At 69.1% G+C, this 22,145-nt stretch carries 20 protein-coding genes; 9 read left to right on the top strand and 11 right to left on the bottom strand.

Annotation, left to right across the window (positions count from 1 at the left end):
* Positions 1-263 precede the first annotated feature (263 nt).
* Positions 264-1,985: a malto-oligosyltrehalose trehalohydrolase gene (treZ, locus tag BDK89_RS13415; RefSeq protein WP_133869420.1), complete on the bottom strand. Its 1,722-nt coding sequence runs from the start codon at positions 1,983-1,985 to the stop codon at positions 264-266.
* The gene (gene treY, locus BDK89_RS13420) at positions 1,985-4,603 is read right to left on the bottom strand and encodes a malto-oligosyltrehalose synthase (protein WP_133869421.1); all 2,619 of its coding nucleotides are present in this window, start codon (positions 4,601-4,603) and stop codon (positions 1,985-1,987) included. The genes treZ and treY overlap by 1 nt, the downstream gene beginning before the upstream one ends.
* Positions 4,604-4,710: 107 nt before the next feature.
* Between treY and BDK89_RS13425 the strand changes: the two genes are divergently transcribed.
* Complete coding sequence (locus tag BDK89_RS13425) at positions 4,711-5,610, top strand: aldo/keto reductase (RefSeq protein WP_133869422.1); 900 nt, start codon at positions 4,711-4,713, stop codon at positions 5,608-5,610.
* A gap of 19 nt (positions 5,611-5,629) precedes the next feature.
* The gene (locus BDK89_RS13430) at positions 5,630-6,037 is read left to right on the top strand and encodes a DUF1801 domain-containing protein (protein WP_133869423.1); all 408 of its coding nucleotides are present in this window, start codon (positions 5,630-5,632) and stop codon (positions 6,035-6,037) included.
* Between the two features lie 22 nt (positions 6,038-6,059).
* Here BDK89_RS13430 and BDK89_RS13435 read toward each other — a convergent pair whose 3' ends face one another.
* The 6 genes from BDK89_RS13435 to BDK89_RS21825 form a co-directional block, all read right to left on the bottom strand.
* On the bottom strand, positions 6,060-6,923 hold the full coding sequence (locus BDK89_RS13435; RefSeq protein WP_133869424.1) for a cytochrome c oxidase assembly protein: 864 nt from the start codon (positions 6,921-6,923) through the stop codon (positions 6,060-6,062).
* A gap of 13 nt (positions 6,924-6,936) precedes the next feature.
* On the bottom strand, positions 6,937-7,374 hold the full coding sequence (locus BDK89_RS13440; protein ID WP_133869425.1) for a copper chaperone PCu(A)C: 438 nt from the start codon (positions 7,372-7,374) through the stop codon (positions 6,937-6,939).
* A complete protein-coding gene (locus BDK89_RS13445) occupies positions 7,371-8,039 on the bottom strand; it encodes an SCO family protein (RefSeq protein ID WP_133869426.1) in 669 nt (222 codons plus the stop codon). The genes BDK89_RS13440 and BDK89_RS13445 overlap by 4 nt, the downstream gene beginning before the upstream one ends.
* Positions 8,036-8,389: a c-type cytochrome gene (locus BDK89_RS21820; RefSeq protein ID WP_166657571.1), complete on the bottom strand. Its 354-nt coding sequence runs from the start codon at positions 8,387-8,389 to the stop codon at positions 8,036-8,038. The genes BDK89_RS13445 and BDK89_RS21820 overlap by 4 nt, the downstream gene beginning before the upstream one ends.
* A gap of 316 nt (positions 8,390-8,705) precedes the next feature.
* On the bottom strand, positions 8,706-10,916 hold the full coding sequence (locus BDK89_RS13455) for a SpoIIE family protein phosphatase (protein WP_166657572.1): 2,211 nt from the start codon (positions 10,914-10,916) through the stop codon (positions 8,706-8,708).
* On the bottom strand, positions 10,913-11,542 hold the full coding sequence (locus tag BDK89_RS21825; protein WP_166657573.1) for a biliverdin-producing heme oxygenase: 630 nt from the start codon (positions 11,540-11,542) through the stop codon (positions 10,913-10,915). Before BDK89_RS21825 ends, BDK89_RS13455 begins: the two co-directional genes overlap by 4 nt.
* Positions 11,543-11,631: 89 nt before the next feature.
* Between BDK89_RS21825 and BDK89_RS13460 the strand changes: the two genes are divergently transcribed.
* The 3 genes from BDK89_RS13460 (at position 11,632) to BDK89_RS13470 (ending at position 13,558) form a co-directional block, all read left to right on the top strand.
* Positions 11,632-12,012 carry an STAS domain-containing protein gene (locus tag BDK89_RS13460; protein ID WP_133869429.1) on the top strand — a complete coding sequence of 127 codons (381 nt, stop codon included), beginning with the start codon at positions 11,632-11,634 and terminating at the stop codon, positions 12,010-12,012.
* A 41-nt stretch (positions 12,013-12,053) separates the two neighbouring features.
* Positions 12,054-12,446 carry an ATP-binding protein gene (locus tag BDK89_RS13465; protein WP_166657574.1) on the top strand — a complete coding sequence of 131 codons (393 nt, stop codon included), beginning with the start codon at positions 12,054-12,056 and terminating at the stop codon, positions 12,444-12,446.
* 98 nt (positions 12,447-12,544) lie between these two features.
* Positions 12,545-13,558: a DNA topoisomerase IB gene (locus tag BDK89_RS13470; RefSeq protein ID WP_133869431.1), complete on the top strand. Its 1,014-nt coding sequence runs from the start codon at positions 12,545-12,547 to the stop codon at positions 13,556-13,558.
* Positions 13,559-13,562: 4 nt separating this feature from the next.
* Here BDK89_RS13470 and BDK89_RS13475 read toward each other — a convergent pair whose 3' ends face one another.
* The gene (locus BDK89_RS13475) at positions 13,563-14,123 is read right to left on the bottom strand and encodes a GNAT family N-acetyltransferase (RefSeq protein WP_133869432.1); all 561 of its coding nucleotides are present in this window, start codon (positions 14,121-14,123) and stop codon (positions 13,563-13,565) included.
* Between the two features lie 86 nt (positions 14,124-14,209).
* Here BDK89_RS13475 and BDK89_RS13480 point away from each other — a divergent pair, with 86 nt between their 5' ends.
* Both BDK89_RS13480 and BDK89_RS13485 read left to right on the top strand, forming a co-directional pair.
* Positions 14,210-16,039: a glycoside hydrolase family 15 protein gene (locus BDK89_RS13480; RefSeq protein ID WP_208294075.1), complete on the top strand. Its 1,830-nt coding sequence runs from the start codon at positions 14,210-14,212 to the stop codon at positions 16,037-16,039.
* On the top strand, positions 16,036-17,355 hold the full coding sequence (locus BDK89_RS13485) for a hypothetical protein (RefSeq protein WP_133869434.1): 1,320 nt from the start codon (positions 16,036-16,038) through the stop codon (positions 17,353-17,355). Before BDK89_RS13480 ends, BDK89_RS13485 begins: the two co-directional genes overlap by 4 nt.
* Before the next feature lie 93 nt (positions 17,356-17,448).
* On the opposite strand, the gene BDK89_RS13490 is transcribed toward BDK89_RS13485, so the two are convergent.
* Positions 17,449-18,057 (bottom strand): flavin reductase family protein, encoded by a 609-nt coding sequence (locus BDK89_RS13490; RefSeq protein WP_133869435.1) that lies wholly within the window; start codon positions 18,055-18,057, stop codon positions 17,449-17,451.
* Between the two features lie 27 nt (positions 18,058-18,084).
* Complete coding sequence (locus BDK89_RS13495; RefSeq protein WP_133869436.1) at positions 18,085-18,612, bottom strand: HNH endonuclease; 528 nt, start codon at positions 18,610-18,612, stop codon at positions 18,085-18,087.
* Positions 18,613-18,824: 212 nt separating this feature from the next.
* Here BDK89_RS13495 and BDK89_RS13500 point away from each other — a divergent pair, with 212 nt between their 5' ends.
* Positions 18,825-20,291: a hypothetical protein gene (locus tag BDK89_RS13500; protein ID WP_133869437.1), complete on the top strand. Its 1,467-nt coding sequence runs from the start codon at positions 18,825-18,827 to the stop codon at positions 20,289-20,291.
* On the top strand, positions 20,288-22,144 hold the full coding sequence (locus tag BDK89_RS13505; protein WP_133869438.1) for an alpha-amylase family protein: 1,857 nt from the start codon (positions 20,288-20,290) through the stop codon (positions 22,142-22,144). The genes BDK89_RS13500 and BDK89_RS13505 overlap by 4 nt, the downstream gene beginning before the upstream one ends.
* Position 22,145: the final 1 nt, after the last annotated feature.

Consider the following 22,145-nt stretch of genomic DNA (forward strand, 5'->3'; position numbering starts at 1 on the left):
CATCCCGCACCACAGCCGCCGAGAAACCTCGCAGCACCCGACGCCTCACGATCTCGGTGAACACAGTCCGAGATCCCGGACCACAGCCGCCGAGAAACCCCCGCAACACCCGACACCACACCATCTCGGTGAACACAGTCCGAGATCCCGGACCACAGCCGCCGAGAAACCCCCGCAACACCCGACACCACACCATCTCGGTGAACACAGTCCGAGACCCCGGACCACAGCCGCCGAGAACGTTCGGCGGCGGGACACCGGGGTCAGCGGTGGACGAGGGCGACGGCGTCGAGTGGGACGACGGCCTCGCCGTCGCGCACGACGACCGCGGGGTCGGAGGCGGCGATCAGTCGTCCGCTGGTCGGGAACCGGTGGGTGCCGGTGCCGAGGTTGACCAGCACGTCGATGTCGCCGCGCCGGACGGTCAGCGTTCGGCTGTCGGCGTCGACCTCGACGTCGATCCGGTCGAGGCGCGGGTCGGACAGACACGGGAACGCCCGACGCAGCCCGATCAGTTCGCGGTACCAGTCGGACATCGACCGATGGATGTCGTCGTCGAACTCCGACCAGTCGAGCTTCGACCGCTCGAACGTCGAACGGTCCTGCGGGTCGGGCACGTCGGCCGGATCCCACCCGAAGTACGAGAACTCGTTCCGACGCCCCTCGCTGACCGCCCGACCGAGTTCGGGATCGTCGTGGTCGGTGAAGTACTGGAACGGCGTCGTCGTTCCCCACTCCTCGCCTTGGAAGAGCATCGGCGTGAAGGGCGAGGTGAGCAGGAGCGCCGCAGCGATGCGGAGCCGGCCGTCCGACATGTTGCGGCTCGGTCGATCGCCGACCGCCCGGTTCCCGACCTGGTCGTGGTTCTGGGTGCACACCACGAACTGTGAACCGCTCAGTCCGGTCGGCGGGCGGCCGTGGTGACGGCCGCGATGCTCCGACCAGATGCCGTCGTACACCCAGGCCTGACGCAACGCCTTGGCGAGGTGTTCGAGCGTGCCGAAATCGGCGTAGTAGCCGCTCGTGTCGCCCGTGAGCACCGAACGGAGGGCGTGATGCCATTCATCGGCCCACGAGGCGTCGAGTTCGAACCCGCCGGCGTCGTGCGATCGGACGAACCGCGGGTCGTTCAGGTCGCTCTCGGCGACGAGGAACAGGGGTCGGCGGACGTGACTCGACAGTGCTGCGACCTCGTCGGCGAGTTGCTCGAGCAGGTGCACCGCCGAGTCGTCGACGAGCGCGTGCACGGCGTCGAGACGCAGTCCGTCGACGTGATAGTCGCGAAGCCACATGAGCGCGTTGTCGACGACGAAGCGACGGACCTCGTCGCTGCCAGGTCCGTCGAGGTTGACGGCGGGCCCCCAGTTGGTGTGGTGGCGCTCGGAGAAGTACGGCCCGAACCGACCGAGGTAGTTCCCCGACGGGCCGAGGTGGTTGTAGACCACGTCGAGCACCACGCCGATGCCGTGATCGTGGCATGCGTCGACGAACCGTTTCATCGCATCGGGCCCGCCGTATGCGGCGTGTGGAGCGAACAAGCCGACCCCGTCGTATCCCCAGCCCCGTTCACCGGGGAACGACGCGACCGGCATCACCTCGACGGCGTCGGCGCCGAGGCCCCGGAGGTACGGCAGCATCGCGATCGCGTCGTCGAAGGTGCCGCCGGGCGTGAACGTGCCGACGTGGAGCTCGTACAGCACGGCGCCGGCGAGCGGGACACCCCGCCAGTCGTGGTCGGTCCACGCAAACGCCGTGTTGTCGACCCACTCGGACGCTGCGTGCACACCGTCGGGCTGGGAGGGCGACCGCGGGTCGGGCAGTGGATCGCTCCCGTCGACCGAGAACCCGTAGCGAGCGCCCGATTCGGGGACGATCTCGTCGGTCGTCCACCAGCCGCCCCCATCGACGGCGAGGTCGAACCTCCGCCCGTCGACCTCGAGGCCCACCGCTGCGGCCGACGGTGCCCACACCTCGTACCGCAACATCAGCGGGCACCCCGGGTGAGGACGGAGACGGGAAAGTCGGCGAAGAGTTCGTCGAGTCGGATGCTGCCGCCGTCGAATCGTCGGCCCGACAGTGCGTCGGTCCAGTCGCCGGGCGGCGTCTCGACCGTCGTGCCCGACCAGTCGTCGCCGCCCAGCGTCGGGACGACGACCGACAGGTCGGGGCGGGCGAAGGCGACCACCTGGCCCGAACGAGCGCCATCGACCGCGAGCGGTTCGTAGTCGGACCCGGTGAAGGAGTGCGTCCGTTCGCGGCGGAGGCGGAGTAGGTGGCGGGTCATCCAGAACTTCGGGTCGCCACGGTCGCTGCGGGCAAGCACGTCGGCGGCCGATGCTGCGGCGGACTCGGCGGCGACGAGACGCCTGAGGTCGACATCGACCGGACGCCGGTTGTCCGGATCGACGAGGCTCAGGTCCCACAGCTCGGATCCCTGGTACGTATCGGGCACGCCGGGTGCCGTCAGCAACAGCGCAGTCTGGGCGAGCGAGTTGCGGCGGCCACGCCCGACGACGTCGTTCTCCCGGAGGAACCGCTCGATCTCGGTGGCGATCCGATCGTCGCCGACGACCGCCCGCGTGAACGCGGCGATCGCCAGGTCGTACTCGGGGTCGGGGTCGACCCACGAGGTGTGCACCTTCGCTTCACGAGTCGCCTTGTCCATGAAGGCCACGGCGCGTTCGGCGTCGATCGGCCAGGCGCCGACGAGCGTCTGGAAGAGCAGGTACTCGGCGTTCAGATCGTCGAACGACCGATGCGGCGTCGCCAGTTCTGCCAACCGCTCCACCGTGGCCGACCATTCGCTCGGAACCTCCGACAGCACGTTGAGCCGTGCCCGTACGTCGGCGCTGCGTTTCGTGTCGTGCGTCGACAGGGTGTTCATGGCGTTCGGCCAGGCACTCGCCGACGCAGCCGTCAGCCGATGGAACTCGTCGACGGATCGCCCGAACCTCGACGGGTCGCCGCCGACCTCGTTCAGCGAGATCAGCCGGTGGTAGCGGTAGAACGCCGTGTCCTCGACGCCTTTGGCCATGACCGGGGCGGTCAACTGCTGCACCCTCGCCGCGAACTCGCCACCGTCGGACTCGTCGCCGACGGCGAGACGCCCGATCAGGTCGACGAGTTCGGCGTCGATGTCGGGGCGCGCCGACCGGGTCGCGCCGACGGCCGCTCCGATGACGTCGCGGTCGGCGGCGCTCGTCGGCCTGCCGCCGGCGACGTACGTTCGGTACACCGGGAAGTGGGCCACGTACTCCCGCAACGCGTCGCGCAGTTCCCGGCGTGTGTGGTCGCTGTGACGTCGCCGAGACGCGCAGGCGTCGGCGAGGAGATCGGTGACGCGCTCGACCTCGGTCACCAACTCGTCGCGCATGATCTGGTGCTTGGCCGCGTGCACGATCTCGTGGTAGTCGGTCGACTCCCCGGTGAAGTCGGCGTAGCAGTCCGACATCGCGGCCTCGTTGCCCGAGTCGACGAACAGGTCGTTGACCCGGATCAGGAAGTCGTAGCCCGAGGTGCCGGCCGATCGCCACGACGGCAGGTTCTCGTGGCCTTCGAGGATCTTCTCGACCACCACGTAGGTGTCGTCGGTCGCGTCGGCCAGCCGGTCGAGGTACTGCTCCGGGTCGCGCAACCCGTCGACATGATCGACCCGGAGCCCGTCAACGACCCCGTCGGCGACGAGCCGGAGGATGAGTTCGTGGGTGGTCTCGAGCACCGCAGGGTCTTCGACCCGGACGCCGATCAAGGAGTCGATGTTGAAGAATCGTCGATAGTCGAGCTCGTCGCTGGCGGTCCGCCAGCGCGCCAACCGGTAGTTCTGCCGTGTCAGCAGCGCGTCGAGCCGGTCGTTCTCCCCGTTGACCGTCCGGAGCTCCTCGTCGACGGCGGCAGCGATCGACGGGTCCTCGTCGAACAGCTCGATGAGATCGGCGACGAGGCGCTCGACGAGATCGTGGCGCGCCCGGGCCGCCTCGGCCTCGCTGACCCGTGGCATCGGCAGGGCGCCGAACGACTCGGCGAGGTCGGCCAGGGCCGACGAACCGGCCCGGTCGGCTGCGCCGGCGAGCACCGACTCGTACGTTCGTGGTGCCAGCGGGAACCGGTGGTCGTAGTAGCGGACGACGAAGCGGGCGCCGAGGCGCTCGATCGACAGCTCCCCGCTCTCGAGGACCCGGCCATAGTGGTCGCCGAGCACCGGGACGAGCACCGGATCGGTCACGCCGTCGGGCCGTTCGTGCCAGCCGATGTCGAACACGGGGGCGAAGCGACTCGCTGCACCGTTCGCGAGGACGTCCCACCACCAGGGGTTCGTCGCGTCCGTCACCATGTGGTTCGGCACGATGTCGAGGATCTGTCCGAGTCCGTGGTCGGCCAAGGCGGCGACGAGGGTGTCGTGTGCATCGAATCCGCCGAGCTCGGCGTTCACCCGGTGCGGATCGGCGACGTCGTATCCGTGCGTGCTCCCCGGCGCTGCCTGGAGGTACGGCGAGCAGTACAGATGCGTCACCCCGAGGTCGGCCAGATAGTCCGCGATGGCGGCAGCATCGCCGAAACCGAAACCGGGGTGCAGCTGCACCCGATACGTCGACGCACCGTCCACGCAGCCATCTTGCCCGATCCTGGCCACGGCGAAACAGCGAATCCGCTCGGCGCCACGATCCGCCCGACGTTCGGGACGCCCTTCGTCGGGTCGGTAGCGTCCGGGTCATGGCCTCGATCGTCCGCACCGTACCACGCACCATCGGCTCACTCGGCGAGGTCGGACCGATCGCCTACGGGCAGTGGCGGGCCGACACCGACGACATCGACACCGCCCGCCGGCTGGTCGAGACGGCGCTCGATGCGGGCATGAACCTGATCGACACGGCTGACATCTACGGCTACGACGGCGAAGGCGGCTTCGGCACCGTCGAAGAGCTCCTCGGCAAAGTGCTCGCGTCGACCCCAGGTCTGCGTGATCGCATGGTGCTGGCGACCAAGGGCGGCATCACGCCGCCGACTCCGTACGACTCGTCGCCCGAGTGGATCACGGAGGCCTGCGAGGCGTCGTTGCGCCGACTCGGTGTCGACACGATCGACCTGTACCAGATCCACCGGCCCGACATGTACGCCCATCCCGCCGATGTGGCCGCCACGCTCACGACGCTTCGCGAACAGGGCAAGATCCGTGAGGTCGGCGTCTCCAACCACACCCCCGCCCAGACCGCAGCGCTCCGCGCTCATCTCCCGTTCCCGTTGGCAGCGACGCAGCCCGAGTATTCGATCCTCCAACTCACCCCGATGCTCGACGGCACGTTCGACGACGCCATGACCCACGACGTCGTCCCGCTCGTGTGGAGCCCACTCGCCGGTGGGCGACTGGCCACCGGCGACGGCGTCGAACCGGCCGTGCTCGACGTGTTGGATTCGATCGCGGAACGGGAAGGCGTCGACCGCTCCCACGTCGCCATCGCATTCGTGCTGGCCCATCCGTCGGCACCGATCGCGATCATCGGTACCCAACGACCCGAACGCATCGTCGACACGAGCCGGGCGCTCGACGTCCGGCTCGATCGCGGCGACGTCTATGCACTCGTGCAGGCATCGATGGGCGAGCCATTGCCCTGACGCACGCGAGACTGACCGCATGGCGACGATCAAGACCCAGCCGACCGGCGACGACGTCGAGACGTTCCTCGACTCGGTGCCCGGCGAGCGACGGCGCGCCGAGGGGCACGAAGTCCGGACGATGATGGAACGCATCACCGGCGCTCCGGCCGAGATGTGGGGGCCGTCGATCGTCGGGTTCGGCCGCCAGGAGTACACGAACACGACCGGCACCAACGACTGGTTCGTCGTCGGATTCTCGCCGCGCAAGGCGGCGATCACGATCTATGGCGTGTGGGACGGCTACGCCGCCGAGCCCGATCCGCGCTTCGACGATCTGGGGCCGCACACGACCGGCAAGGGCTGTCTCTACATCAAGCGCCTCGACGCCGTCGACGAGGCCGTCCTCGAATCGTTGGTCGAGAGCGCCTGGGCGGCAGCCGACTGAGCGACCGCACGGCCCGCGCCGGTCAGACGTCGGCTTCGCGCTCCGCAGCCGCTGCGGCTTTCGCCGCCTTCATCGCCGCCTCGTCGGCGGCCCGCTCGGCGGCCGCCCATTTGATCCAGATGGCGGCAATCGTGATCCAGATGACGGGCATCGCGCCCACCTTCATGATCGCACCGGCGAGCTGCTGGTCGTCGAGCGCATCGAGACCGACTCGGGGCGCGATCTCGTAGCTCGAGTAGAGCGGGCTCGACGAGAAGGTGAGGAACCCGGCCGGGATCAGCGCTGCGACACCGGCCGCCAGGAACAGATATCCGGAACGGCCGAGCGGCGACTGCACCCGGTGCTCGGGCAGCGATGAGATGACGGGGTACCACAGCACCAGGCCGTTGATCATCCACAGCACGTCGAGCAGGAACGAGCCGAGCTGCGTGCCCCGCAGGGTGTCGACCGTCCAGGGCGAGTGCGTGGCGATCATCACGCCGTTGGCGATGATCACGGCGTGGACGGGCCGGGCGAGCCAGCCGACGAGGCGATACGACCGTGTGCGGGCCAGCACCTGACGAACCCACCACTCGGGAGCCGCGAGCACGAACAGCGGCGCCGCGGCGAAGGTGTACAGCATGTACTGCGTCATGTGGACCGACGCGAGGTAGCCCGCTCCGAGCGCGCCGACGGGCCAGTCGGAGGCCAGCCACAGGAAGAACAGGCCGAGCCAGAACCAGACCCGTTGCCGAGTCGTCAGGTCGATGCTGCCGGTCGCCGCCTTGCGGCCGCGCAGCGCCCGCCATCGGATGATCGCGAGGGTCGCGACGACCACCCAGACACCGATGTACGGGCGCGGGGTCCACGACCACGGCTCGTACAGCTGTGAGCACCACCACCTCATGTCGTCATCTCCTTCACGAATCTTCCCACGCCAGCTCGTACAGCTGCGAAACGTCGGCGCTGACCTGGACCGGAGCGTGCTCGGCGAACCGCAGCGTGACCTCGACCTCGTCGCCCGGCTCGAGTTCGCGCACCACCTGTTCGAGCATGACGTGGTCGCCGAACGGTTCGAAGAGCACCTGGGTGTCGGCCGGGAGTTCGAACTCGTCGACCTCGATCATCGTCCCGTCGGCGCTGCCCGTGACGTGCAGGGAGGTGACGCCCGCAACGTCGGTGTCGACGCCGACGAGCCGGTCGTCGAGCGGCGACGTGACGCCGAAGTAGAGCGCCGCATCGGCGCCGATCGGTGTGGCGCCGATCCGTGGCTGCTCGACGACGAGTTCGTCGGCATCGTCGCCGCCGCACGCAGCGAGGACGAGTGCTGCGGCCAGCGCCACCATCGCTCGTCTCACTCCGTCACCAGCCGGGGCAGGTCGGCGAGCCAATCGGACTGCCGCACGCCGAACGGGTAGACCCGACGGGCGACACCGTCGGCGTCGAACACGACGACCTGGGTCGCGTGACCGACGAGGTACTCGCCGTCGGCGTCGGCCGGTTCGACCACCGCCACCGGGACGCCGGCGGCGACCTGTGCGTCGCGCAGATCGTCGGCCGAGCCGGTCAGCCCGACGAAGTCGGGGTCGAACCGGCCGAGGAAGGCGCCGAGATCGGCTGGGCTGTCGCGTTCGGGGTCGGTGGTCACGAAGACGACGTCGATCGACGCCCGCACGTCGGGAGCCAGCTGTTCGAAGGTGTGATCGAGGACCGCCATGTGGATCGGGCAGGCGTCGGGGCAGTTCAGGTAGCCGAAGTAGAGCAGCGTCACCCTCCCCTCCGATTCGGCTCGCAGGTCGTACGGCTCACCGTCGGTGTCGGTGAGGACGATGTCGGGCATCTCGACCGGCGTGCTCAGCTCGACCCAGTTCGGGGTGGGCTCGGACGACCGGGTGAAGCCGACCGCCAACCCGACCGCCAGCACGACGAAGGCGACGATCGCAATCGTGATCACACGGCGACGAGTGGTGCGGCGTTCGAGCTCGTCGTCGACCGTCGCGGGTGTGTCGATGACGTCGGTCATCCCAGCTCCTCCAGGTAGACGACGATATCGGCCAGTTCGTCGTCGGTGAGCTGGTCGGCACGGTACTCGGGCATGCGGATCCAGTCGCCGGTGCGCCGTTGCGCGTCGGGCGACCGCACCGAACGTTCGACGTAGAGCGCGTCGAACGTCGCGGTCGACCCGTCGTCGAGTTCGACCTCGGTGCCCCACGACCCGGTCCAGTCGGGGCCGATCGTGGCCTCCCGGTCGTCACCGCCGTGGCAACCCGCACAGCCGAGGTCGGTCGACAGCTGTCTGCCACGCTCGCCGGGCGCGGAGAGCTCGGCCGCCGAATCGGATCCACACGCGACGAATGCCACGACAGCGGTCATGACGAGGCCGCCGACTATCGGGAGTCGTCGATGGCGGGGGGAAGCCACGTCTCTGAGTATGCCGACAGAACGGGGCCGAACGGCAGCGCCTCGAGCGGCTGCGGCGGCACGGCGGTTCGTGGCACGAGTGGGGCGAGACCCGTCACGCCAGCACGGGCTCCCGCCGAGGGCCGTGCGTCGGGCCGGGTCTCGCCCCGCCCTCATGCGGACAGCACCCTATCACTCGACGAGTCAGGGTGCCTTGTCGCAGACGTTAAGTGGCCCTATCCAAGGTGGAGGACTGCTCGCGTACTCGCGTCGAGGTCTCGGCCGCACGTCAGAGACGACGGACCGCGAGGGCGGTGACGTCGTCGTGGGGATCGAGCCCGGCCATCAGATCGGCCAAACGCTCGGCCCAGCCGTCGATCGACGCCTCGGCCAGCAGCTGTGATTCGCGCCGGAGCACCCCGAGACCCTCGTCGATGTCGCGACCGGGCTTCTCGACGAGTCCGTCGCTGTACATCAGCAACATCTGACCGGGCACCAGTTCGAACTCGACGGCCTCGTACGGCCCGTCGAATGCGCCGAGCAAGCGGTTCACCGGCATGGACGTGTGCTGCGCGCCGTGGGCGTCGATGACCAGCGGCGGGAGGTGTCCGGCGCCGCACAACCGGACGCGACTCGACTCGTGATCGAGCACGGCGACGACCAGCGTGACGAGTTCACCGGGCAGCATCGTGCGCAGCAGCCGGTCGAGCTTGGCGGCCGCGACCGTCGGGTCGGGGTCGTCGGCGAGGTACGCCCGCAACGAGTTGCGTGCCTGCGTCATGGTGCTCGCGGCTCTGAGTCCGTGCCCGGCGACGTCGCCGACGACGAACGCCGTCCGGTCGCCCAGCGTGACGACGTCGTACCAGTCTCCGCCGACGCGACCCTGACCGTCCGGTGCGTAGTGAGCGTCGAGTGCGTAGCCCGGGACCGACGGCAGCCGAGCCGGGAGCGCGACCTTCATCAGATCGTCGGCGATCGACACCGCTTCGCGGTCGCGACGCAGCTTCGACGAGATGAGGTGCCTCGTGAAGCGGTAGGCCGCAGCCATCTCGGGTTCGGCCCATGGCTCGCTGCGTCCCCGGACGACCTCCCGCCAGAGTTCGAAACTCCGCCGCGGGGCGAGCCGCACGCCGGGTCGCTCGGCGGCCACTTCCTTCTCGTACGGGTCGCCCGCCCAGTCGACGAACTCCACCTGTTCGGGGCGGAACCACACGGCCAGATCGTCACGGTCGCCCGACATCGACATCGCCAGGATGCCCGCTGCGACATCGGCGTACGGCTCGGCGCCGGGCTCGATCGATGCGGCATGCTCGCACGCGAACGCATCGTCGTCGGCACTCCAATGATCGAGCACCGACCAGGTCACCGCCGCCGGAGGCACCGTGCCGAACCGCACGACGTCGTCACCGATCCGGATCGCCGCGCCCGTGGCGTTCGCCAGCTTGAGCACGTCGGCCTCGTGTTCGGCGAGCAAGGTCGTCAGCGACCGGTGGTCGTTCGCGAGCAGGATGTCGCCCAGCGCGTTCGCCAGGTTCGTCAGCTCGGTCGTGCGTTGCCGTTCGTGGTTCCGTTCGCAGTCACCCAAGCGCACCGATGCGAGCTGGCCGATGTATTCGGCGGTGTTCCGGACGGGCGGAGGAGGGCGGTGCGGCCCCGAGTAGTGGTGGCAGGCGATCAGCCCCCACAGCTCGTCGTCGATGATCAACGAGATCGACATCGACGCCGTCACGCCCATGTGACTCAGGTACTCGACGTGGATCGGCGAGACGCTCCGGATCGTCGAATCGCTGAGGTCGAGCGGCGTGCCGTCGGGGGTCAGGTCGTGCGGCTCGATCGGAGCAGGTTCGAAATGGATGTCGGGAATGACCCGGAGCCAGTTGCGTCGGTACAGATCCCTGGCCTGGGCCGGGATGTCGGTCGACGGATAGCGCAGGCCGAGGAAGGTGTTGAGATCGTCGCGCTTGCGTTCGGCGATCACCTGGCCGTTCCACTGCTCGTCGAACCGGTAGACCATCACCCGGTCGAAGCCGGTGATCTCACGCACGGCTGCGGCAGCAGCATCGGCGGTCGCCGCGATCGTCGACGTCTGGTTCAACTCCATCGTCGCGCTGCGCACGAGCGAGAGCGGCAGGTTGGTCTGGCGAACCGCCTCGAGTTCGAGCACGAACCACCCGGTCGAGGCGTACAACGCCCCGGAGTACCGATCGCCGTCGAGCACGAACTGGATCTCGTCGACGCGTCCTTCGGCGGCGCGAGCGAGCTCGGCCTCGACCGTCTCGGCGGCGACGTCGTCGAGGAGCTCGCCGAGGTGGCTCCCGACGATCTCGTCCGGCGAGTTGCCGAACCAGTCGCTGATGTTCGACGACGCGGCCTGGACCACGAGATCGGCGTCGAAGGCGATCAACGCTCCGTGCGGTTGCACCGACCCGGGGATGTGGATCGGTTCGTCCTCGCAGTTGTGCAGATCGATCAGCTCGCCGCGAACCAGGTATCCCGTCATGTCGCGACTCCTTCCCGAACAACCGGTTCGTCGGCTCGTACCAACTCGACGAGCAAGGCGTCGAACACCGCTCGCGCCGAGTGAACGGCTCGGTCGAGGTCGGCCTGTCCGCCGTCGAACGCGGCGCGGGCGGCGACGCGGAAGGCCGCCCAGGCGGGACGGGCGTCGGTGGCGGCGGCGTCGAAGTACGAGCGCGGCACGTCGGGCAGATCGACGGCCAACCGCTCCGCGATCACCGTCGAGCCGAGCCGCGACCCCTGCATCACGTACATCGCGCCCCACCACGAGCCGCCGTCGTCGTACCCGACCGACTCGGTCGACCGGGCCGAATCGTCGATCTCGAGGTCGATGTCGAGGCCGAGCGACCGCACATCGGCGACCAGCAGCGGCGTGAGCGGCACGAACGGGAATCGGCCGTCTCCGTACCGCACCAACGCCTGTTCGACACCCGGCAGCACGCGCGCGAGCGCCACCAGTGAAGAGCCGTACCGGTGCACGTCGAGACCGGCGGTGCCGAGCGACGACCGTTCGTCGACCGCCTGATGGAGATCGTCGACCGCTCGCCGCAGCGCACCCAATGGTTCGGTTGCACGGTCGCTGCGCGGGTGGTTCCGACCGTCGACCACACGAGCAGATTAGGAAGTGAGGTGCATCTCCTGCAACGACCGGGGCGTGGCAGCGAGCCAGGAGGACACGTTTCACCCCGACGGGTGACATGCGCGACGCCCCGGGATGGGTCAGAATGGCGCTGCTCGCCGCCCCTGGCGAGCGCTTGTGCATTGCCGTGGAAACGCCCGACCCGATCATCATCGAACGGACCGACGCGACGGCGACGGTGCGCGGCGAGATCGACGCCCACACGGCACCTGCGGTTCGGGAGGCCGGCGAGTCGATGCTCACTTCGTACGGTTCGGCTCGTTTCGATCTGAGCGGCGTCGAGTTCATCGACTCGAGCGGGCTCGGCGTGCTCGTCGCACTCACGTCCTCTGCTCGCGACACCGGCGGCGACGTCACGCTCGTCGCGCCGAGCAAGCCGGTGGTCAGGCTCCTCGAGATCAGCGGGCTCGATCGCCACCTCACCGTCAGCCCCGGCTGACCCTCCGCGCCCCGACCCACCGGTTCCGCTAGAACATCGTCGTGGCGAACGATGTGTCGCGTGAGCACCTGACGGTGCGCGATCGCCGCGAGATCGCCGCCGTCCGTCGTCGTGTCCGCGACGTCTCCCGCTTGGCGTCCTCCGACGCAGCATGGCTCGACGCGATCACCCTGGCGGTCAGCGAGATCGTCACCAACGCGATCGAGTACGGCGCGGGCGGCCCGGTGGAGATCACGATCGAGGTCGACGGTGGTGTCCAGGTGGCCGTCGCCGCCGACTCGACCGGCATCCCGCTCCCTCCCGCCGGCCCGGTTCCGACGACGAGCGTACGCGGACGGGGCCTGCACGTGGTACAGGCACTGGCCGACCAGGTGTCGATCGACGTCCGGGGTGGACGCGTGACCGTCACGTGTCGATTCGACCTGCCGATCTGAGGGTTCGCCGACATCGAGTCGGGGTATCGGCCGTCCGTGTTCACGCACCGGCCCGCCGCCACGACAGCAGTTGTCGATCGTTCGAGGGTCGCGGCGCCATGAGCGTGATCGACCCGACGACCGTCGCACGCGAGGCAGGGCTCCGGCACGTCGACCCGTCTTCGCTGCCCATCGTTCGGCAGCGGCGAGGCTCCGGATTCAGCTACGTCGGCGCCGACGCCCGCCGGGTCACCGGTCGGGCGCGCGATCGCATCGACCTCCTGGCGATCCCCCCGGCGTGGTCCGATGTGCGGATCGCCGCCGACGAACGGTGCCACATCCAGGCGGTCGGTGTCGATGACGAGGGCAGGACGCAGTACCGGTACCACGAGGCGTTCCGCGCGGCGGCGGACGCGGCGAAGTTCGCACGACTGGGGCGCATCGGCGAGCGACTGCCACGGCTGCGAGCCGAGATCCGACGACATCTCGCCGCGTGCGGGAGCGATCCGGCGAGCGACGTCGCCGGCGTCATCGCACTCATCGACCACACGCTCATTCGCGTCGGATCGCATCGCTACGCCGACGAACACGAATCGTACGGAGCCACCACGCTGCTCCGGCGGCACGTGAGCGCCGAGGAATCGAACCTGCGGCTCCGCTTCACCGCGAAGGGCGGCATCGACCGGGACATCCTGGTCACCGACCGGGCGATCGCCGACCCGGTACTCCGTTGCCACGCCCGCGGGCTCGCCCCGGGCGAACCGATCTTCACCGGACCCGAGGGCGGACGTCTCACCGGCGACTCGGTGGCCGACGCACTGTCGACGTGGAGCGGCCTCGAGATGACGGCGAAAGAGCTCCGTACGTGGGGCGCGACGGCGACGATGGTGACCGAACTCATGGCACCCGACCTCGCTCGCGACTCGACATCGGACGATCCCCTCCTCGCCGCCTACGACGGCGTCGCCGCCCGACTCGGCAACACGCGCGACGTCGCACGCTCGTCGTACGTCGCACCCGTCGTCGTCGAGGCATACGAGCGGGGCACCCTCCAGGACGTCTGGAACCGGTCGCGTCGGTCGACGTTGTTCGACCGCGGCGAACAGTGCAGTCGGAAGTTGCTCGCCGGGTGACGGGTCAGCGTCGTCCGGTCTCCCAGTCGCTGCGGAGCATCGCCATCACGACCTCGTCGACGAACGCTCCATCCCAGCGAAGTGTCTGTCGGAGCACCCCCTCGCGGACGAACCCGACACGCTCGTACACCGCGATCGCCCTCGGGTTGAAGGTGTACACGCCGAGCGAGATCCGGTTCACGGCGGGCTCGATCTCTTCGAAGACGTAGTCGACGAGCAGACGCGTGGCCTCGGTGCCGACACCACGATTCCGCGCGTGGGCGCTCAACGCGATCCGGAAGTTGCACGACCGGTTGTCGGGATCGACCTCGTTGATCACGACCTCACCCAGCCACGAACCGTCGACCGGGTCGGTGACTGCGAGGTCGAGCCGATCGTCGGTGTCGCCCCGGCTGGCCGTCCACGCCTCGATCGTCGGCCGGTCGAACGTCCCCTGAGAACCGGTCAGGCGCATCCCCTCCTCGTCGGCGAGATCGGCGAACATCGACTCGGCGTCGGCGGCCACGATCGGCCGGAGGACGGTGCGGTCACCCTCGATCACCGGCTTGTGGGCGAATGTCGTCATGCCCCGAGTGTGCCACCGTGCCGGACGGCTCGTCTCGAGGCTCAGCCGCCGCGTTTGCCGTCACCCGGAAGGGGTACCCGTGTCCCGTGACCACACACGCCACCGAAGACGCTCGCCCGGACACGCCCGAGATCGACGACCACGGCGTGATCGGCGACTGCGAGACGCTCGCGCTCGTGTCGAATCTGGGCGACATCGACTGGATGTGCTGGCCGCGTGCCGACGCGCCGTCGCTGTTCGGGTCGCTCCTCGATCCGGACGCCGGACGCTGGTCGATCCAGCCCGAATCGGCGACCCACCGGACCCAGCAGTTCTACCTGTCGGAGACCAACGTGCTCGTCACCCGGTTCCAGACCGAAGACGGGATCGTCGAGATCGACGACGCCATGGCGATGGACGGACCCCAACGCCTGGTGCGGCGAGTGCGATGCGTACGCGGGTCGGTCTCCGTCCGCAGCGAGTTCGTGCCGCGTCCCGACTACGCCCGTGCAGCGGTCGACTGGGACTCCGACACCGACGGTGTGACGTTGCAGACGGACTCACTCCGTCTGCGCCTCCGGGCGTCCGCTGAGCTGACGCTCGACCGCGACGCCAGCCTCGTCACCTGCGCCGAGCGACTCGACGAGGGGGACGAGCTCGCCTTCGATCTGGCCGCTGCCGACACCGATCGCGATTTCGACGATGACACCGAAGTCGCCGAGCACGTCGCCGCCACCGTGACGGAGACGATCGACTACTGGAAGCTCTGGACCGCAGGTGGCACGTACCGTGGCCGTTATCGCTCAGCGGTCGAGCGGTCGGCGCTCGCACTCAAGCTGCTCACCAACCGCAGCACGGGTGGCATGCTCGCCGCCGGGACGACGAGCTTGCCCGAACACATCGGAGGCGAACGGAACTGGGACTATCGGTTCGTCTGGATCCGCGATGCCGCGTTCACCGTGTACGCGCTGCTCGAGATCGGACACGACGCCGAAGCCGATGCGTTCATCGGCTGGCTCGTCGACCGGGTCGACGAGTGCGACCAGGCGGACGGGTCGCCGCTCACGCCCGTGTACGACCTCGACGGCAACGCCCGCATCGGCGAGCGCGAACTCGAATGGCGCGGCTACGAGAACAGCCGTCCCGTCCGGATCGGCAACGCCGCCGCCGACCAGTTCCAGCTCGACATCTACGGCGAACTCATCGATTCGTTGTACATCTTCGACCGCCGATCACGCGGCCTTTCGCTCGACACCTGGGACAAGATCCGTCTCATCGTCGACTACGTGATCGAGCGGTGGCGCGAGCCCGACGACGGCATGTGGGAGATCCGCTCCGAGCCGCAACGACACACTGCGTCGATCCTCATGTGTTGGGTCGCCGTCGAACGAGCGATCCGGATGGCGGAGTTCCGCGGCCGGCCAGCCGACCTCGTGGCGTGGCGACGAGCCCGAGACGAGATGCACGACACCATCCGCACGGAGGGCTGGAACGACGAACTCGGCGCGTTCACCCAGACGCTCGGTGGCGACACGCTCGATGCGTCGATCCTGCTCGCCCCGCTCGTCAAGTTCGTCGACGGCCGCGATCCGCGCTGGACCTCGACGCTCGACGCCGTGGTCGAGCACCTGGCCCACGGTCCCCTCGTCGACCGCTACGACACCGACCGCTACGACGACGGTCTGACCTGCGGCGAGGGTTCGTTCACGATCTGTTCGTTCTGGCTCGTCGAGGCACTCGCCCGGGCCGGGCGGGTGGAGGAGGCACGACGGTCGTTCGACCAGTTGCTCGGCTACGCGAACCCGGTCGGCCTGTTCAGCGAACAGATCGGTCCCTCCGGTCGGCAGCTCGGCAACACCCCGCAAGCACTCACCCACCTGGCTTTGATCAGCGCCGCCGTGGCGCTCGACGAAGCACTCGACAGCGAGGAAACATGACTCCACGAACCCCCCGTTCCGAGCGCGGCGACGCGCTCGTCGTGTTCGGCCTGACCGGCGACCTCGGGCACGACGAACTGCTTCCCGGCCTCGTCCTGCTCCACGCCACGGGGCGCCTCGGCGTCCCGGTGGTGGGCGTCGGGCGCAACGCCCCCGACGACATCGAACAACTGCTGCGCGATGCCATCGACCCCGAACTCGCCGGCCGGACCGGTCTGACGATCGAGCAACTCGTCGACGAGATCGACCTGAGCTTCGTCGAAGGCGACGCAACCGAAGCGCAGACCTGGAACGACATCCACGACCGGCTCGGCGATGTAGGGCTCCCGGTGGTGTACGCCGCACTGCCGCCTGCGCTGCTCGGCGACGTCGCCGAACAGGTCGCGGCGAGTTCACTCCCCGATTCGTGCCGCCTGGTGCTCGAGAAGCCGTTCGGTGAGGACCGGGCGTCAGCGCTCGACCTGCACGAACGCATCACGGACCAAATCGACCCGGCTCGGCTCTTCCTCGTCGACCACTTCCTCGCAAAGGCGGCGGTGCGCAACCTGGTCGACGCGCGACGCACTCCGGTGCTCGACCTGGCGTTGCAGGCAGAACATCTCGAGTCGATCACGATCGAGTTCCCCGAGGTCGGCGGACTCGACGGCCGAGGCTCGTTCTACGAGGGCGTCGGCGGCGTCGTCCCCGACGTGGTGCAGAACCACCTCCTGCAGACCGTGGCGAGCGCACTGGCGACGCCTCCGGGTGCACCGTCGGACGGCGACGCCGAGCGGGCCGCTCGAGTCGACCTCCTGCGACGGATCGCACCGATCGATCCGAACCGCAGCGTGCTCGGACAGTACGACGGGTACCGCGATCTCGACGACGTCGACGACGACTCGGCGGTGCCGACGTTCGTGTCGGCCGAGCTGGAGATCGACCACGATCGTTGGCGCGGCGTGCCGATCCGGTTGCGAACCGGGAAGCGGGTCGCGTCCGGGGCGTTCGCGATCGACTGGCGCCTCCGCGGCGCCGGCCTCGCCCGGTCCGTCCGAGCACAGATCAAGCCGCAGGCGGCAATCCAGATCGACCTCGACGAGCTCGACCCCGACACCCACGGCACCGTCGTGGCGACGGCGTGCACACCGGTGCGTTCGGATCACGGCGCACTCGACGCCTACGCCACTGTGCTCGGTGACGCCCTGACGGGCGAGCGGCACCACATGACCTCGCTCGACGAGGTCGTCGAGGCATGGCGCATCGTCGAGCCCCTCCTCGGCCCAACGACCGATCTGCGCGCCTACGCACCCGGCACCCCCCTCGACGACATCACCTGAACCCGCCAACGTCACCGGAGTCGGGTGATCTCCTGAAACGTCGACTCCGTCGCCGTTCCCTCCGACACCCGACCCGGAGCGGGCTTGCTGATGTCAGGCGGGGCGGGTGATGTCGAACAGATCGGTGGCGCGGCTGTAGGTGTTGCCGACGTGGCGTCCGATCGCCTTCAGCTCCGCTTGGTCGACCCGGGTGCCGTCGAGCAGCGATTCGGCGACGTGGATCTCGACCGCCTCACCGATCACCAGCGCGTTGCCGTGATCGGGGTGGCCGATGTCGACGATCTGGGTCACGACGCATTCGATGTTCGCCTTGCACTCCCCGACCATCGGCGGCCGGATCGACGTGGACGGCACCGCCGTCAACCCACACGCCTCGAACTCGTCGACCTCGGCCGGGAACGACGCCGCCGATGCGTTCATCGCCTCGACGACCTCCTCGCTCACGACGTTGATCGTGAACTCGCCGACAGCGCGCACGTTCTCCAACGTGTCCTTGCGGCCGCCCCGTCCGGGCGAGAACACGAACGTCGGCGGGAGGCCGCTGACGACGTTGAAGAACGAGTACGGGGCGACGTTCGGGACCCCGTCCGCCGACAACGTGCCGATCCAACCGATCGGGCGCGGCACGATGAGCCCGGTGGCGAGCTTGTAGCCGTCGACGCCTTCGAGGTCGTCGACGCGGAACCGGCGTTTCGTGGTCATGACTGCCAGTGTGGCAGCGAGATCACGTCACGCAGCCAGGAACGGCTCCCATTCGGCGCGCGGGTTCGAGATCGACGACACCAGGACCTCGGTGCGCGTCGGCACGTACGGCGCCCGCCGCAGATCCCAGCCGTGTCGGAGCTGCATCTCCTCGAGCGAACGATCGGCCTTGGAGTGGTTGTGGTGTCGGCACGCAGCGACCAGGTTCAGCCAGCCGTTCCCGCCACCTCGCGAACGAGGGAACAGGTGGTCGACCGAGTCACCCCGGCGATCGCAGGGCAACCCGTCGATGACGAACTGGCACTGATGGGCGTCTCGCTGGCGCACCCGCCGTGGCGAGCACGTCGGGGTGCGGCGTTGCGCCGCGTGCAGCCGCCCGCTGCGTGCGATCACCGAGGGAACGGCGACCTCGATCGACGGCGAGTGCAGGACCTGTGCGATGTCGCTCGATGCCGCGACGGCCTTGCCCGTCACCAGCAGTTCGCAAGCGAACTCGACACCGATGACGCGGTCGACTCGCCAGCCGGCGTCCAACAGCAGCACAGGGATCGGCATGGGCCACGCCTCCTTCGAAGTCGTGTGATCTCGTCGGTTGCCGTATGTGCCTATCACGTCCGGAGCACTCGGCGGGGGAAGGTTCCCGACTGTTCACGCTGCGTACACGGCGCGAACGGGTGCTCGGCTACCTTCGACCGCGTGACCGCACTGCACTCCCCCTTCGGCGCGCCGCCTGCCCCCGTTTCGATCGACGACGGGTCACCGGTCCGATGACGTCACTCGACCCGCGCACGCCGGTGATCATCGGCGCCGGGCAGATCAACGATCGCGATTTCGGTTCCGAACCGATCGATCTGATGACCCGATGCGCCGAGGCCGCCGTCGCCGATGCCGGCGCCACCGCCGACCTGCGAGCGGCCGTCGACGCCGTTCGCGTCGTCTGGGGCATCTGGCCGTACCGCGACCCGGGCCGGCTGATTGCCGAACGGCTCGGTCGACCCGAGGCTCGCACGACGCTGACGACGACGGGCGGCAACCAGGTCTACGACCTCGTCGTCGACACCGCCGAACAGATCACGGCGGGCTCGATCGACGTCGCCGTCGTGTGCGCAGCCGAGTCGATGCGCACCCGCCGGGCCGACCACGCCCGAGGGATCGACACCGAGTACCTGACCGAACGCGACGGGGCCGCGGCCGACGAGACCGTCGGCTCCGAGGCACCACTCACGACGCCCGTCGAAGACGCGATCGGGGTGCATCATCCGGTCCGCTTCTACGCCATGGCCGAAACAGCGCTCCGGCACCGCACCGGTGAGTCGGCCAGCGAGCACCTGCGCCGGATCAGCGGCATGTGGGCGCGAGCGAGCGAGATCGCCGCCGCCAACCCGCACGCCTGGCTGCAACGAGCGCAGTCGGCCGAGCAGATCGCCACGCCGAGCGAGGCCAACCGTCCGATCACCACGCCGTACCCGAAGCTGATGACGTCGAACCTCAACGTCGATCAGGGCGGTGCGATCATCATGTGCTCGGTCGAGGCCGCCGAACGGCTCGGCGTCCCGCGTGACCGGTGGGTGTTCCCGCTGTCGGGTTCGGGGGCGGCCGACCATCCGTCGATCACCACGCGCTGGGCGTTCGACGAGTCGCCGGCCATGCGCCTCACGGGGCGCGATGCGCTCGGGCTCGCAGGCGTCGACGTCGACGACTGCGCCATCATCGACCTGTACTCGTGCTTTCCCGTCGCCGTCCAGGTCGCACAGCGCGAACTCGACATCGATCCCGCCCGCGACTGGACGATCACCGGCGGCCTCACCTTCGCCGCCGGACCGATGAACTGCTACTGCATCCTGCCGCTCACTCGAGCGGTCGGCATGCTCCGCGCCACGCCGGGCCAGCGAGCGTTCCTCACCGGCAACGGCGGCTATTTCTCGAAGCACAGCGCGATCGTGCTCGCCGGCGAGCCGGCACCGGGCGGTTTCCGCAGTTCGCGCCCGCAAGCCGACGTCGATGCGCTCCCCGCCCGCACGGCGCCGACCGAGCGGGTCGCCGAGGCGACGCTCGAGACCTACACCGTCATCTCCGACCGCGAGATGCAGCCGTCGCGCGCGATCCTCGCCTGCCTCGACGACGAAGGCCGTCGCCATTGGGCCGACACCACCGACGCAGCGATGATCGCCGACCTGATGGCCGACGACGCCTGCGGTCGCCGGATCGACGTCCCGCCACCGACCGAACGATGAATCGATCCGACCTCGTCCGCACCTGGCTGCCCGACCTCCGTGCGGCGGTCGCCGGGTTGTACCCCGACCAGGTCGACGACGTGGTCGATCGACTCGTCGAGCGCTCGTCTCGAGCCGCCGACGAACGCGCCGACGAGCTCGTGCAACGCGATCATCGGCGCCTGATCGACCAGGCGTGGTACCAGTCGAACCAACGGGTCGGCTACATGGCCTACCTCGACCGGTTCGCCGGCGATCTCCGCGGCGTCGCCGACCGAATCCCGTACCTGACCGAACTCGGCGTCGACACCGTCCACTTCCTGTCGGTGCTGGAGCCACGCGACGGCGAGAACGACGGCGGCTACGCGATCCGCGACTACCTCTCCCCCGATCCGCGCCTCGGCACCCCCGCCGACCTGCGCGACATGATCCACGGCTTGCACGCGAACGGCATCGACCTCTGCCTCGACTTCGTGATGAACCACACCAGCGACGACCACGAGTGGGCCGTCGCCGCCCGAAACGGCTCGGCGTACCACCGCGGGCTGTACCGGATGTATCCCGATCGAACCGAGCCCGACCGGTGGGAACAGGGCCTGCCCGAGGTGTTCCCCGACATGGCGCCGGGCAACTTCACGTGGGACGACACGCTCCAACAGTGGGTGTGGACGACCTTCCGCGAGTTCCAGTGGGACCTCGACTACTCGAACCCGGACGTCTTGGTCGAGGTGGCGGGCATCGCGCTCGAACTCGCCAACCTCGGGGTCGACATCCTCCGGCTCGACGCGGTCGCGTTCACGTGGAAGCGGTTGGGCACGAACTGCCAGAACCAACCCGAGGCCCACCTGATCGCGCAAGCGCTGCGGGCGACGGTGGCGATGGCGGCGCCCGCCACGATCCTGCTCGCCGAAGCGATCGTGGCGCCGACCGACCTGGTGGGCTACCTCGGCCGCCACGATCTCGAACGACGCGAGTGCGAGCTCGCGTATCACAACCAGCTCATGGTGCAGGGCTGGTCGATGATCGCGACCCGTCGCGCCGACCTGGCGCTTCGATCGCTGTCACAGCTGCCCGACCATCCGGGTCGCACCACGTGGTTCACGTACGTCCGCTGCCACGACGACATCGGCTGGGCGATCGACGACGACGACGCGCTCGCCGTCGGCGTCACCGGCTCGGGGCATCGGGCGTTCCTCGCCGAATTCTTCCGCGGCGACTTCCCGACGTCGTTCGCGCTCGGCACGCCGTTCGGCGTGAACGAGGCCGCCGGAGACGAACGCACGAGCGGCATGGCGGCGACGCTGGCCGGCGTGACGTCGGCGCTCCGCGACGGCGACGCTGCCGCCCTCAGCCACGCGATCGATCGCGTGATCCTGCTCTACTCGATCGCCTTCGGCTGGGGCGGCATCCCGATCATCTACATGGGCGACGAGCTGTGCCAGGCCGACGACCCGAGCTGGCGGACCGACCCGGAGCGACGCCACGACACGCGCTGGGCCCACCGTCCCACGTTCGACGACGACCTCGCCGCACTCCGCAACGACCCCTCCACCTGCACGGGGCAGATCTGGGCGCGGATCCGCGACCTCGTCGAGATCCGGCGTTCCGCCGGCGTCTTCGACGACGTCGACACGGTCTCGCGCCCGTTTGACACCGGCAACGTGCACGTGTTCGGGTGGCGGCGCGACAACCCCCGCTGGGGGACGATGATCGGCCTGGCGAACGTCGGCGAGACCGCGGTCACGGTGACCAACCGCCCGGTCGAACTCGCGCACGACCTGCTCGCGCCGAACGACCCCGACCCGTGGCTGTTGCGGCCGCTCCAGGTGCGCTGGCTGGCCGACCCGGGTCCGCTCGCGACATCGCCGAGCTGAC

Origin of the sequence: Ilumatobacter fluminis (genome assembly GCF_004364865.1) — a bacterium.
In the GTDB taxonomy this organism is placed as follows: domain Bacteria; phylum Actinomycetota; class Acidimicrobiia; order Acidimicrobiales; family Ilumatobacteraceae; genus Ilumatobacter; species Ilumatobacter fluminis.

Coding starts and splice junctions, on each gene's coding strand:
- treZ (WP_133869420.1), bottom strand. CDS start 1,985: ATGTTGCGGTACGAGGTGTGGGCACCGTCGGCCGCAGCGGTGGGCCTC.
- BDK89_RS13425 (WP_133869422.1), top strand. CDS start 4,711: ATGGCCTCGATCGTCCGCACCGTACCACGCACCATCGGCTCACTCGGC.
- BDK89_RS13430 (WP_133869423.1), top strand. CDS start 5,630: ATGGCGACGATCAAGACCCAGCCGACCGGCGACGACGTCGAGACGTTC.
- BDK89_RS13435 (WP_133869424.1), bottom strand. CDS start 6,923: ATGAGGTGGTGGTGCTCACAGCTGTACGAGCCGTGGTCGTGGACCCCG.
- BDK89_RS13445 (WP_133869426.1), bottom strand. CDS start 8,039: ATGACCGACGTCATCGACACACCCGCGACGGTCGACGACGAGCTCGAA.
- BDK89_RS21820 (WP_166657571.1), bottom strand. CDS start 8,389: ATGACCGCTGTCGTGGCATTCGTCGCGTGTGGATCCGATTCGGCGGCC.
- BDK89_RS13455 (WP_166657572.1), bottom strand. CDS start 10,916: ATGACGGGATACCTGGTTCGCGGCGAGCTGATCGATCTGCACAACTGC.
- BDK89_RS13460 (WP_133869429.1), top strand. CDS start 11,632: ATGCGCGACGCCCCGGGATGGGTCAGAATGGCGCTGCTCGCCGCCCCT.
- BDK89_RS13470 (WP_133869431.1), top strand. CDS start 12,545: ATGAGCGTGATCGACCCGACGACCGTCGCACGCGAGGCAGGGCTCCGG.
- BDK89_RS13475 (WP_133869432.1), bottom strand. CDS start 14,123: ATGACGACATTCGCCCACAAGCCGGTGATCGAGGGTGACCGCACCGTC.
- BDK89_RS13485 (WP_133869434.1), top strand. CDS start 16,036: ATGACTCCACGAACCCCCCGTTCCGAGCGCGGCGACGCGCTCGTCGTG.
- BDK89_RS13490 (WP_133869435.1), bottom strand. CDS start 18,057: ATGACCACGAAACGCCGGTTCCGCGTCGACGACCTCGAAGGCGTCGAC.
- BDK89_RS13495 (WP_133869436.1), bottom strand. CDS start 18,612: ATGCCGATCCCTGTGCTGCTGTTGGACGCCGGCTGGCGAGTCGACCGC.
- BDK89_RS13500 (WP_133869437.1), top strand. CDS start 18,825: ATGACGTCACTCGACCCGCGCACGCCGGTGATCATCGGCGCCGGGCAG.
- BDK89_RS13505 (WP_133869438.1), top strand. CDS start 20,288: ATGAATCGATCCGACCTCGTCCGCACCTGGCTGCCCGACCTCCGTGCG.